The following is an 11,842-nucleotide window of genomic DNA, read 5'->3' as shown; positions in this document are numbered from 1 at the left end:
CCTATCGGTCACGCGGTCTCGACCTCTGCGCCGTGCAGCTCGGCGAGCAGCACGGCACCGGCGAGGTCGAGCTTCGTGCCGCGCAGTGACGCCGTGGTGAGGTCGACGCGGTCGAGATCGGCGCCGCGGAGATCGGCGCCGTGCAGGATCGTCTCCTGGAGCGTGGCGCCACCGAGACGGGCCTCGCGCAGGACCGCGTCGCTGAGGTCGGCCAGCGACAGGTCGGCTTCGCGCAGGTCCAGCCCGGACAGGTCGAGCCGGGCGAGGTTCGCGCCGCGCAGCGAGACGCCGCGCCACACGCCGCCGCTCACCTTCAGCGGTCGCAGGGTGCAGCCGGAGAACTCGCTCCCGCTGAGCTTGCAGCCCTCGAACGTCGAGTCGAAGAAGTTGGTACGCCGGAAGTCACAGCCGACGAACGCCGAACCGACATGGGTCGAGGCGTTGAACCGGCCACCGTGGAACGTGCATCGCTCGAAGACCGCCGACGACGTGTTCGCCTCGGTCAGGTCGACGTCGGTGAAGACACAGTCGACGAACCGCGAGCCGGAGAGGTCGGCTGCGTACCAGTCCTCGTTGCGGAAGTGCTCGTCGGTCGCCTCTGCGGGTGGGTTCGACATGGCGCACACCCTGCCACCCGCCACCGACAGGAACGCCGACGACCTGGCTCAGTCGTGCTGAGCGAACCACTCGTCGAGGAGGGGCCAGGTGGTGTCGCGGGCGGCGCGGCCGGTGAGCAGGCCGAGATGACCGCCCGGCACGACCTCGAAGCGGAGCTCCTCGGCGCCGGTGAGCAGGTCGATGAGCGGCTTGACGGAAGCGACCGGACCGATGCCGTCGTTCGCTCCTGCGACCACGAGGGTGGGCTGCTTGACGTCACGGAGGTAGACGGCGTGGTCCCCGAGGTCGATCTGGCCGCTGAACAGCGCGTTGGTGCGGAAGAAGTGGTGATAGAGCTGCCCGAACGTACGCCCCGGGTAGGCGATGATGTTGTCGGTGAACCGGTCGACGGCCTCGAGCTGGGCGAGGAACTCGCGGTCGGCCAGGTTGGACAGCTTCGCGACCGGCTTCGTGAACATCTTGTCCACCGAGGAGATCTGGAAAGCCCACCTGACCAGCGGCTTCGGGGCGCCGCCGAGAGCCCGCGAGGCGGTGGTGACCAGGTTGCCCGGCGGCAGGTTGAGCAGCGGCCGCAACGGCGCGATCAATGGCACCTGACGTACGTCGCAGGGCGAGCCCAGCACCGCGAGCGAGGCGATCGGGAGGTCGGGATAGTCGGCGGCGGCGAGCATCGTGAAGATCCCGCCCAGCGACCAGCCGACCACATGCACGGGCTTCCCGCCGGCGTGCTCGGAGACCGACCGGATCGCCTCCGGTACGACGTGCTCGATCCAGTGCTCGATGCCGAGGCTGCGGTCGGCGAAGTTCACCTCGCCGTACTCGACCAGATACGTCGGCCGGTTCGTCTCCACCAGATGCTCGACCACCGAGCAGTCGCGCCGCAGGTCGTAGCAGATCGCCGGCGCCGCCAGCGGCGTCACCAGCAGGACCGGGTCGCCCTCAGGAGTCTCACCCGCGGCCGGTCGGTAGTGGTAGAGCTCGCGCCGGGTGCCGTCGTCGATCAACGTACGCGGCATCGGCCTCAGGTCCGCGAGGCCGCCGTAGAGCAGTGCGTGCGCGACGTTCCCCGCCGCGGCGCCGACCGTGGTGGCGATCGAGGCGGCAGCGTGTCGGGGGTGGGGAAGGAGGGCCATCGTGGGATCAACGTACCCCGCCGTTCGGGGTCACGTGTGTCACCCGTCACCACCGGCGAGGGCACATTGAATCCCAGAGTGGTATTATTTCGGTATGAGTGTTCAGATCACCGTCCGCCTGCCGGATGAGATGGCTGCGTACGTTGACGAGCTCGTGCGTGCTGGTGATGGTCCGCGGGCGGCGATCGTGTGCGAAGCGCTGAGCCTCTATCGACAGCATCGACGCGCCGAGGCGGATGCTCGGATCCTCGAGGAGTCAGGCGACTACGACGACTTCGACGACATGGTGAAGCACGCCGCGCTCGATGCGTGATCTTCACATCGCCCACCTGGACAAGGCTCGCCCTGTCTTGGTGCTGACGCGTGAGCCGGTACGCGCCGCGATGCGCCGGGTAACGGTCGCGCCGATCACCTCCACGATCAAGGGCCTCAGCACCGAGGTCGGGGTCGGTCCGGAGAACGGGCTGGAATGTGCCTGCGTGGTCAGCTGCGACAACATCATCACCATCGACAAGGCCGCGCTTGGCCGTCACATCGGCTTCTTCTTCGACCGTCAAGAGCCCGATCTGGCCAAGGCGATCACCAGCGCCTTCGCTCTACGGGCGGGCGGTCGCACGTAGGCCCGTCCGCATTCGTCGGCGAACTCAGCGCCGGAGGCATCGGGAAGTCCTCGGCGATCTCGGTGCCGGTGCTGCTCGCGGGTAGCGGCCATCAAGACGTCTGGATTCGGGCCGACACGCCGCGGTCTCGGCGTGTCGCGGGGAAGTTGGACGCGCCTACGGCCTCCCAGTTCGGCGAGCTGCTCATGAGAACCGTGGTGGCTGCAAGCGTCGGCCATCTCGATTACTCGAGCCGGGATCCTGAGAACCTGGCATCCTGCTCGAGTGGATCCAGAGGACGCTGTCGTGCTCGCGGTCGAGGCTGCCGGCAGAGGCCTCGCGATGGGCGAGATGCCGATCGGCGCCGTCGTGCTTCTGGGTGATGAGGTGATCGCCAGTGCTTTCACCTCGGAGAAGGCAGAGCGCCGCCGCATGGTTCATGCAGACTTGCGCGCGATGGACGCGGCAGATCGACGGATCGGCTTCGCTCGGCGCGATCTTCCGCTCACCCTGGCCGTCAACCTCGAGCCGTGCCTGATGTGCCTCGGTGCCGCTGTGACGTTGGGCATCGATCACGTCTACTTCGGCCTCTGGTCACCCGACGATGGTGGCGTCGAGGCGTTCGCACACTGGAAGCCGCGCACGGAGCTTCCGTTCTTCAAACCGCCGAGCACGATCGAAGGCGGATTCTGCGAGACCGCGATCCGCGAGCAGTTCGCTGCGTACGCCGCCGACGACTCCCACCCGACCGGGATGCGACAGTGGTGCGCCGGCCTTGCTCATGGGTAGCCACGAAAGATCGCGGACTCACCACCCGACGAGGAGCCAGTCGCACTCGGCGATCAGGCGCTCCCGGAGCGGAGCGGCACGCTCGGCGAAGGTGCGCTGGGCGGCGGCGTACTCCTGCTTGCCGGCGGCGGTCTCGATGCGGATCGGGTCTAGGCCGAGCTCGGCGAGGTCGTAGGGAGCGGCCTTCATGTCCATCGTGCGGATGTCCCAGGCGAGCTCGAAGCAGTCGGCGACCAGGTCGGAGGAGACCAGCGGCGAGAGCCGGAAGGCGTGCTTGTAGAGGTCCATGTTGCCGTGCAGGCAGCCCGGCTGCTCGAAGGCCGCGCGGTCGTCGGAGCGCGGGGAGAGGGTGTTGAGCGGTGCGGCCGGGGGAGTGAAGAAGCGGTACGCGTCGAAGTGGCTGCACGCGATCCGGTGGGACTCGACCACGCGGTCGGTCCCGGCGGCCCCCAAGCGCAAGGGCCAGTCGGCGTGGCGTACCTGCTCCGGGGTCAGCTGGTAGACCATCGCCCACTCGTGGAGGCCGAAGCAGCCGAAGTTGCCCTCGCGCCCAGCGGTCGCCCGAAGCAGCTTCAGGAGCGTCTCAACGAGCAGGCGCTTGTCGGCGAGGAAGTCTGCGGTGACGGTGCCGTCCGCATAGCCGCGGAGCGAGGCGTACTCCGGAGCGTCCGACAGCCTCACCCCGAACCCCGGGTGCCAGCGCAGCAGCTGCGCGGGACGGTAGGAGTAGTAGGTGAAGAGGAAGTCGTTGACCGGGTGCTTGACCCGGGCGCCACGGCGGGCGAGATGCGGCTCCACGTAGGGCGCCAGGCGTGCGCGGTGAGCCTCCGCGCGAGCGGTCCATTCCGAACGCGACAGCACCTCCACGAGATACAAGGGTAGGCAACGCCCAGATACGGGGTCTCGACAGGCTCGACCACCGACAACCGGTGTCCTCCGGATAGGCTCACCTCGTGCGCATCGCCAGATTCACTGCCAAGGGTGGCGAGCCCCAGTTCGGCGTCGTCGTGGGGGACCTCGACGGCTACGGCCAGCTCAGCGAGGACGCGACCGTGGTCGCTCTCCAGGGCGACCCGCTGTTCTCCGGGGTCAACCTCACCGACCAGGTCCACAAGTTCGACGACGTCAAGCTGCTCGCGCCGGTCATCCCGCGCAGCAAGGTGGTCGCGGTCGCCCGCAACTACGCCAAGCACGCCGCCGAGCTCGGCAACGAGGTCCCCGCCGAGCCGCTCTTCTTCATCAAGCCCAACACCGCCGTGTGCGGGCCGAACGACGCGATCCAGCGGCCCGCCGGCGTCGAGGACCTCCACTTCGAGGGCGAGCTCGCGATCGTGATCGGCCGGATCTGCCGCGACGTCCCGGAGGAGAAGGTGAAGGACGTCATCTACGGGATGACGGTCGCCAACGACGTGACCGCGCGGGACATCCAGCGGCGGCTGAAGCACTTCTCCCAGGCGAAGGGCTACGACACCTTCTGCCCGCTCGGTCCGTGGATCGAGACGGACGTCGAGCTCGAGCAGCTGGCCGCCGGCGTACGCATCCAGACCTTCCTCAACGGTGACGTCGTCCAGGACGGGTCCACGAAGGACCTCGTCCACGACATCCCGAAGCTGATCGCCCACATCAGCAGCGTCATGACGCTGCTCCCGGGCGATGTGATCCTCACCGGCACCCCTGAGGGTGTCGGTCCCATGGAGCCCGGTGACGAGATCGAGATCTTCGTCGAGGGGCTCGGAGCTCTGACGAACAAGGTGGCACAGCGGTGACTGACAGCAACTCACTCGACCCGAAGGACTACCGGGTCCGGATGGCTCCCTCGCCGACCGGGTCGCCCCACGTCGGCCTGGTCCGGACCGCCCTGTTCAACTGGGCGTTCGCGCGCCACCACGGCGGCACCTTCGTCTTCCGCATCGAGGACACCGACAAGGCGCGCAACACCGAGGAGTCCTACGACGGGCTCCTCGACCTGATGCGCTGGCTCAAGCTGGACTGGGACGAGGGCGTCGAGGTCGGCGGCCCCTACGGCCCCTACCGCCAGTCGGAGCGCTCGGAGATCTACGCCGACGCGCTCGCGCGGCTGCGCGCCTCCTCCCACGTCTACGAGTGCTACTGCACCGGCGAGGAGACCACCGCCCGCTACGAGGAGCGGCTGGCTGCCTACAAGGCAGCCAAGGCCGAGGGCGTCAAGGGCGAGGCGCCCGCCCAGGGCTACGACAACCACTGCCGCGACCTGAGCGAGGACCAGATCAAGGCGTACGAGGCGGAGGGTCGCACCAGCGTGCCGCGCTTCCGCATGCCCGACGGGTCGATCACCTTCAACGACCTCGTCCGCGGCGAGGTGACCTTCGAGACCAAGCATGTCCCCGACTACGCGCTCGCCCGCGCCAACGGCGACCCGCTCTACACGCTCACCGCGCCGGTCGATGACGCCACCATGCACATCACCCACGTCTTCCGCGGCGAGGACCTCCTCTCCTCGACGCCGCGCCAGATCGCGCTCTTCGACGCCTTCGTCGAGGTCGGGCTGGCCGAGCGTGCGCCGGAGTTCGGCCACCTGCCGTACGTGATGGGTCAGGGCAACAAGAAGCTCTCCAAGCGCGACCCGGAGGCGCACGCGCTGAAGTACCGCGAGGAGGGCTTCCTGCCCGAGGGGCTGCTGAACTACGTGGCGCTGCTCGGCTGGGCGATCGCCGCCGACCGCGACATCTTCACGATGGAGGAGATGGTCGAGGCCTTCGAGATCCACGACGTGGTCAAGAACCCGGCCCGCTTCGACATCAAGAAGGCGGAGGCGATCAACGCCTCCCACATGCGGCTGCTGCCGGTCGAGGAGATCACCCACCGGGTGATTCCCTACCTCAAGGCCGACGGGATCATCTCCGACCCGGTCAACGACGCCGACGCGCAGATGCTCGAGCAGGCGATGCCGCTGGTCGCCGAGCGGATCAACAAGCTCGGCGAGGCCTCCGACATGCTCCGTTTCCTCTTCGTCCCGGAGACCGACTTCACGCTCGACGAGGAGGACGCCGCCAAGCTGCTCGACGAGTCGGGCATCGAGGTCGTCCAGGCTTCGTACGACGCACTGGCCGGTCTCACCACGTGGTCGACCGCCGAGATCCAGGACGCGCTGACCGCAGCCCTGATCGACGGGCTTGAGCTCAAGCCGCGCAAGGCCTATGGCCCGGTGCGGGTCGCGGTGACCGGAAAACGGATCAGCCCGCCGCTGTTCGAATCCATGGAGCTGCTCGGCCGGGAGCGTACGCTGGGGCGCCTGAAGGCGGTTCTCGGGAGGGGCTGAACGTGGCAGGACGGGCAGGATGAGCACGGTCGTGGAGCCGCCCTCGGGACTGGCGTACTACCAGGTGCAGCGCAGTGGCCGCAGCGGCTGGGGGCGGCCGCTGGTCGGACTCATCCTGATCGGACTGTGTGTCTTCTTCGTCTCGCCGGCAGTGGTGCTGGCCGGGTTCGAGATCTTCTTCGTGCTCGCCGGCGACGACGTCACCAACGGGATGGTCCGGGTGGCCGACGTCGAGAACGTCACACCGGAGTCCCTGGCGTTCCTGCTGCTGTCGCTGGCCGGCGCCATCCCGGCAGCCATGCTGCTGTGCTGGGCGCTGCACGGTCTGAGGCCGGGGTGGCTGGCCTCGGTGGAACGGCGGATCCGCTGGCGATGGCTGTTGCAGTGTCTCGGGATCGCTGCGATCACGATGGTGGTCACCGTCATCATCGCCTCCCGGCTGCCGATCCCGGGGGAGGACCTCGGCGCCACCACCCTCAACCCGTGGACGAGCACGATGCGCGACTTCGTGCTCGTGATCGTGCTGCTCACCCCGCTGCAGGCGGCGGGGGAGGAGTATCTCTTCCGCGGCTACATCTTCCAGACCTTCGGGTCCCTCTTCGGCGGGATGCTGGGCGCGCGTACGGTCTCGGTGACGATCACCGCGCTGCTGTTCGCCTTCGCCCACGGGTCCCAGGACCTGCCGCTGTTCCTGGACCGGTTCGCCTTCGGGATCGTCGCCGGGATCTGCGTCATCGCGACCGGAGGCATCGAGGCCGGCATCGCGATGCACGTCCTCAACAACTTCGTCAGCCTCGGGATGGCTGTTGCCTTCGGTGACATCTCGACGGTGCTCAACACCTCCGAGGCGTCGTGGTGGCGGATCCCGGTCACGCTGGTCCAGTCGGGTGTCTTCCTGGCGCTGACCGTGTGGGCCGCCAGATCAGCGGGCCTCTCGACCACGACGAAGAGCGTCTAGGGGGCTTCTAGGGCGTGCCGATTTCGTAGCCTGGGGGCGTCCCCGGTAATGTTTCCTCTCGGTTCGAGGGAGAAATTCCGAGGGCCACATCACTCTTGTCGACGGCCTCGTTCGAGGCTAAGTCGACCAAGATGATGGGCTATGGTGTAATTGGCAACACGACTGGTTCTGGTCCAGTTATTCTAGGTTCGAGTCCTAGTAGCCCAGCGGATCCTCAGCTGAGGATTTGGGAGAGATCAAGGCGATTCGCTAGAGTTTCTCCCGCTGAAACGGACGAAAGTCCGCGGAAGCAGTGCAAGCCCCCGTCGTCTAGCGGCCTAGGACGTCGCCCTCTCACGGCGGTAACGCCGGTTCAAATCCGGTCGGGGGTACAACGCACGAAGAGCCCCGAGTCTTTGACTCGGGGCTCTTCGCATTTCGTCGGTAGGCAGCCGATGCGGCGGTGGCGAGGCTGCGACATGGCAACTGTCCGACATCGCCTTCACGGTCGACGGCCGGTCATTTCCGCTTAGCGTGTGCGACGGTCCTGGCCATCGCCGGGCGAACGTACGTGAACGGAGACTCCGATGCCCTCCTCCCCGTCCTGGCGAAAGTGTGTGGTCGCGATGGCCGCTCTGGGCCTCGTCGTCGTCAGCGGTTCAGGGGCGCAGGCGGCCGAGCCCGGCGCCTCCGGCGCGGACGACGAAGGGATCCGGTCCGTGACCGAGCCGTCCGGTCACCACAAGACCGTCACCCTCGTCACCGGCGACGTCGTCGACGCTCGGGTCGACGGAGCGGGCCGGGTGCTGTCGGCGGGCCTGCGCGCCGCCGAGGGTGCCGATCACGGCAGTGTCGTGTGGCAGGACGGGCAGCACACCTACGTCGTCCCGGACGGGGTGCAGTCGATGATCGACGCCGGCCGGCTCGATCTGGGGCTGTTCGACGTCACTACGCTGATCGCCAGTGGTTACGACGACGCGCACCGCGACACGCTGCCGGTGATCGTGCAGTACGCCGGGGGCCGAAGCCCGCGCGCCGCGGTCGCTGGAACTGATCCCGGCGTAGCCCTGCCTTCGGTCGGCGGAGCCGCGCTGAGCATCGACAAGGACCAGGCTGCGGAAGCCTGGGACGGTCTCCGGCCCACGTCAGGGGCTCGCGCGGCGGGATCGGTGCGCAAGATCTGGCTCGACGCGCAGGTACATGGCACCGCGGTCCCGGACCTGGGGACACCCACGGTCCCGCTCACCGGCGCACCCCAGGCCCACGCCCGCGGAGTCGACGGCACCGGGGTCACGGTCGCCGTGCTGGACACCGGGTACGACCTCGGCCACCCCGACCTCGCCGGACAGGTCACCACGTCCCGCTCCTTCATCCCCGGCGAGCAGGTCGACGACCTCAACGGCCACGGCACCCACACCGCATCGACCGTCGCCGGCACGGGCGCCGCCTCCGACGGCCGCTACGCAGGCATGGCACCGGGCGCCGACCTGATGGTCGGCAAGGTGCTCGACAATTCCGGCTCCGGCGCCACCAGCGGGATCATCGCCGGCATGCAGTGGGCGGTCGCCGAGGGCGCTGACATCGTCTCGATGTCCCTGGGCAACGACGCCTCGACCTCGTGCAACAGCGTCGACACTCTGGCTCTGGAAGCACTGAGCGACCGTGCACTCTTCGTGGTGGCGGCCGGGAACTCCTCCCGCCACGCCACGGTCTCGACCCCGGGCTGCTCCCCGGCAGCTCTGACGGTCGGCGCGCTCGACCGGAAGAACATGACGGCGCCGTTCTCCAGCCGTGGCCCGGCGGTCGGCGGCGACTGGGCGAAGCCGGACATCGCCTCGCAGGGCGTCGGCGTCGTCGCGGCCAATGCGGGCGGCCGAGAGGCTCACGCCTACGCGGCCAGCTCAGGGACCTCGATGGCGACCCCGCATGTCGCCGGTGCCGCCGCACTCGCCCTGCAAGACGACCCGAACCTGACGCCGGCGAAGCTCAAGGCCGTTCTGACCTCGGCGGCAGCCCCGACCGAGACCCCGGTCCCGGAGCAGGGCGCCGGGCCGCTCGACATCGGGCGGGCCGTCGACCAGACCGTCTTCGCGGCGCCGAACCAGACGCTCGGCGACTTCGACTACCCCCAGGCAGACCTCGCGCCCACCAAGGCGACGATCACGCTGACGAACCGGTCCGACCAGCCTGCCGAGCTCGACCTCTCCCTCTCGCCGGTGCTGGGCGATGACGGCGAGACCCCGGTCGAGGGCCTCGTCGGCCTGGCCACCGACTCCGTGGTCGTTCCCGCCGCAGGCACTGCGGCGGTGTCGCTCGACCTGGACCCGACGGTCGAGATCCCGGCCGCGGCGTACGGTGTGGTCACCGGCCGGCTCCTCGCCAGCGGGACCGACGGACAGCGGGTCGTCGCGCCGTACGCGGTCCATCTCGAGGAGCCCTCGGCGAACCTGACGGTGCGTGCGGTCGACCGGCACGGTGATCCGGCCGCGGACCCGTCCACCTTCCAGCTCTTCGATGAGCACCGCGACACCGCCCGCCGCTACACGATCGGCTACCCGCAGGCCGGCAGCACCACCATCCGGGTGCCGCACGGCGCCTACGCCCTGTCCGCGACCGTGATGACCCGGGACGAGCCGGGCAACGTGGGCAGCGTCGCCTCCCTCTCCCAGCTCTACCGGTCCGAGATCGATGTCGATGGCGACACCACGGTCACCCTGGATGCGCGGGACGCCGAAGAGATCACCTGGAAGACCAACCGACCCAGCGAGGCCGCCGGGTTCGCCATGGGGCTGAGCTACGAGATGACCGACGACGGTGCGATCAGAGCCGGCTTCCTGCAGACGATCCCGATGCTGACCAAGGCGATCTATGCCGAGCCGGCACGCGATGACCGGCTCGCCTTCGTGGCGTCGGCGCGACTCTCTGCGCCCCGCCTGGAGATGACCTCGTCCGGTGGACACACCGTGGACGACGTCCCCGTCCAGCTGGCACCCGAGTTCTCCGACGGCGGGTCGGCCGAGCTCGTGCACATCGGCAAGGGCAGCCCTGAGAACTTCGCGAAGCACGACATCGACGGCAAGGTCGTCCTGCTCGACGCCGGCACCGGTGGCGGAAACGCCAACACCTGGTCCACGGCCGCCGTCGCCGGTGGGGCGGTCGGCGTCCTCGCCGCGGTCCCGGACAGCGTCGGACGGTTCCAGGTCAGCGGCAGCGGCGCGAAGCTCCCGCAGATCACCGTCACCTGGCAGGACTCGCTCGCGCTGCAGGCCGAGCTGGCCGAGGGGCCGGTCACGATGTCGTGGAGCGGCACCCCGCTGGCCTCCAGCCCGTACCTGTACAACCTCGCGCGCTACCGCACCGACGCCATCGTTCCCGGCGTCGAGCGGGTCGGTGATCCTGAGCTGGCTCGGGTGGATGCCGATCACCACACCCAGGGCGGGCAGACCACGTACGCCTCCAACGTCCAGGTCAAGGTGCCTGGCCTGGCCGGGCAGTACGCCGGTGGGACGACGCTCCAGCTCGCGGCTCCGCTGCGGCGTACCGAGTTCTACACGGCCGACCCCGACGTGGCGTGGACGACGATCGCCTCGCGCGGGTTCGGCGGGACGACGTACGGGTCGTCCTTCGACGGGCCGAGGACGATGACTGCCGGGTCGAAGGAGCACAGCTCCTGGTTCAAGGCGCCCTACGGGGCCACCCGCAACACCTACGACCGGCCGATGATGAGCCGCACGGCCAATCGGCTGAGCTTCGCGATCGCGCCGTACGGCGACGCCGGCGGGCACGACTCCACCGCGGACTATCGCGACAACGGCACCAGGCAGCTGCTGCTCGACGGGGTGCCGCACCCGCAGACGAACGGACAGTACGTCCTGCCGCAGAAGAAGGCCGAGGTCACCTTCCGTCAGACGTGGGCCCGGCCCATCTCGCCGGCCGACCAGATGGGCCTCGCCTACCGTGCCGAGTGGCGGTTCCCGACCTCACCGGACGATCAGGGTGCTCAGCCGCTCCTGGTCCCGGTCGTCGACGTGCCCTCCGACCTGACCAACCAGGTGCCGTCCGGGACCGACGTCCGGATCCCGCTGGCCGCGGTCATGGACACGGAGGACGGTCCCCTCGACCTGGCACGCGTCTCGCTCGACTATGCCTTCGGGGACCAGTCCCGCGTCGACGAGGTCACCGGCTGGACACCCGCGCGTGTCCAGCGCACGGCCGCAGGCTGGTTCGCGATCGTGCCCGGTGACGCAGCTCCGGGGACCTTCGCCCACCTGCGGGTCAGCATGGCCGACGGGTCCGGCTCGGAGGTCGATCAGACCATGGTCCGCGCCTTCCGGACGGGCCAGCCGACTTCCTGACAGGTGGGTGTTCGTCGCTCCCGTGACGAGTTCCCGACATGGCGTCTTCCCGACCTCGTGAGCATGTTGTGCCCGTCTCGGCCCCCTGGGATGGTCGGTCCAGCTCGTCGCTC

The 11,842-nt window shown here is 68.9% G+C and carries 10 protein-coding genes and 2 tRNA genes; 9 read left to right on the top strand and 3 right to left on the bottom strand.

Annotated elements, in window-relative coordinates; genetic code table 11:
* Nucleotides 1-8 precede the first annotated feature (8 nt).
* Nucleotides 9-617 carry a pentapeptide repeat-containing protein gene (locus IEY84_RS14255; protein ID WP_221208928.1) on the bottom strand — a complete coding sequence of 203 codons (609 nt, stop codon included), beginning with the start codon at nucleotides 615-617 and terminating at the stop codon, nucleotides 9-11.
* Nucleotides 618-665: 48 nt separating this feature from the next.
* Nucleotides 666-1,751, bottom strand: coding sequence for an alpha/beta fold hydrolase (locus tag IEY84_RS14250; RefSeq protein WP_183546630.1), 1,086 nt, complete (start codon nucleotides 1,749-1,751; stop codon nucleotides 666-668).
* 94 nt (nucleotides 1,752-1,845) lie between these two features.
* Here IEY84_RS14250 and IEY84_RS14245 point away from each other — a divergent pair, with 94 nt between their 5' ends.
* The 3 genes from IEY84_RS14245 to IEY84_RS14235 all read left to right on the top strand — a co-directional run bounded on the left by IEY84_RS14245 (nucleotide 1,846) and on the right by IEY84_RS14235 (nucleotide 3,139).
* The gene (locus IEY84_RS14245; RefSeq protein WP_183546628.1) at nucleotides 1,846-2,064 is read left to right on the top strand and encodes a ribbon-helix-helix protein, CopG family; all 219 of its coding nucleotides are present in this window, start codon (nucleotides 1,846-1,848) and stop codon (nucleotides 2,062-2,064) included.
* Complete coding sequence (locus IEY84_RS14240) at nucleotides 2,057-2,371, top strand: type II toxin-antitoxin system PemK/MazF family toxin (RefSeq protein ID WP_183546626.1); 315 nt, start codon at nucleotides 2,057-2,059, stop codon at nucleotides 2,369-2,371. The genes IEY84_RS14245 and IEY84_RS14240 overlap by 8 nt, the downstream gene beginning before the upstream one ends.
* 264 nt (nucleotides 2,372-2,635) lie before the next feature.
* Nucleotides 2,636-3,139: a nucleoside deaminase gene (locus tag IEY84_RS14235; protein WP_221208927.1), complete on the top strand. Its 504-nt coding sequence runs from the start codon at nucleotides 2,636-2,638 to the stop codon at nucleotides 3,137-3,139.
* An 18-nt stretch (nucleotides 3,140-3,157) separates the two neighbouring features.
* Here IEY84_RS14235 and IEY84_RS14230 read toward each other — a convergent pair whose 3' ends face one another.
* Entirely contained in the window at nucleotides 3,158-4,006 is an 849-nt protein-coding gene (locus IEY84_RS14230; protein WP_308424454.1) for a 3-methyladenine DNA glycosylase, read from the bottom strand.
* An 86-nt stretch (nucleotides 4,007-4,092) separates the two neighbouring features.
* Between IEY84_RS14230 and IEY84_RS14225 the strand changes: the two genes are divergently transcribed.
* The 6 genes from IEY84_RS14225 (at nucleotide 4,093) to IEY84_RS14200 (ending at nucleotide 11,729) form a co-directional block, all read left to right on the top strand.
* A complete protein-coding gene (locus IEY84_RS14225) occupies nucleotides 4,093-4,905 on the top strand; it encodes a fumarylacetoacetate hydrolase family protein (RefSeq protein ID WP_183546622.1) in 813 nt (270 codons plus the stop codon).
* Between the two features lie 41 nt (nucleotides 4,906-4,946).
* Nucleotides 4,947-6,437: a glutamate--tRNA ligase gene (gene gltX / locus IEY84_RS14220; RefSeq protein ID WP_183547115.1), complete on the top strand. Its 1,491-nt coding sequence runs from the start codon at nucleotides 4,947-4,949 to the stop codon at nucleotides 6,435-6,437.
* A 19-nt stretch (nucleotides 6,438-6,456) separates the two neighbouring features.
* Nucleotides 6,457-7,395, top strand: a complete 939-nt coding sequence (locus IEY84_RS14215) for a CPBP family intramembrane glutamic endopeptidase (protein ID WP_183546620.1) — start codon at nucleotides 6,457-6,459, stop codon at nucleotides 7,393-7,395.
* Between the two features lie 135 nt (nucleotides 7,396-7,530).
* Nucleotides 7,531-7,602: transfer RNA gene (locus tag IEY84_RS14210), tRNA-Gln, on the top strand.
* A gap of 91 nt (nucleotides 7,603-7,693) precedes the next feature.
* Nucleotides 7,694-7,766 (top strand) — tRNA-Glu (locus IEY84_RS14205).
* 195 nt (nucleotides 7,767-7,961) lie between these two features.
* On the top strand, nucleotides 7,962-11,729 hold the full coding sequence (locus IEY84_RS14200; RefSeq protein WP_183546618.1) for a S8 family serine peptidase: 3,768 nt from the start codon (nucleotides 7,962-7,964) through the stop codon (nucleotides 11,727-11,729).
* Nucleotides 11,730-11,842: the final 113 nt, after the last annotated feature.

It is taken from the genome of Nocardioides albus (assembly GCF_014648255.1).
Classification (GTDB): domain Bacteria; phylum Actinomycetota; class Actinomycetes; order Propionibacteriales; family Nocardioidaceae; genus Nocardioides; species Nocardioides albus.
The sequence above is the reverse complement of the archived record's forward strand: the minus strand, read 5'-3'. Positions and strand labels throughout refer to the sequence as shown.

Excerpts from the sequence above, each read along its gene's own strand:
- gltX (WP_183547115.1), top strand. The coding sequence starts at position 4,947 with ATGGCTCCCTCGCCGACCGGGTCGCCCCACGTCGGCCTGGTCCGGACC.
- IEY84_RS14255 (WP_221208928.1), bottom strand. The coding sequence starts at position 617 with ATGTCGAACCCACCCGCAGAGGCGACCGACGAGCACTTCCGCAACGAG.
- IEY84_RS14240 (WP_183546626.1), top strand. The coding sequence starts at position 2,057 with ATGCGTGATCTTCACATCGCCCACCTGGACAAGGCTCGCCCTGTCTTG.
- IEY84_RS14200 (WP_183546618.1), top strand. The coding sequence starts at position 7,962 with ATGCCCTCCTCCCCGTCCTGGCGAAAGTGTGTGGTCGCGATGGCCGCT.
- IEY84_RS14215 (WP_183546620.1), top strand. The coding sequence starts at position 6,457 with ATGAGCACGGTCGTGGAGCCGCCCTCGGGACTGGCGTACTACCAGGTG.
- IEY84_RS14245 (WP_183546628.1), top strand. The coding sequence starts at position 1,846 with ATGAGTGTTCAGATCACCGTCCGCCTGCCGGATGAGATGGCTGCGTAC.
- IEY84_RS14250 (WP_183546630.1), bottom strand. The coding sequence starts at position 1,751 with ATGGCCCTCCTTCCCCACCCCCGACACGCTGCCGCCTCGATCGCCACC.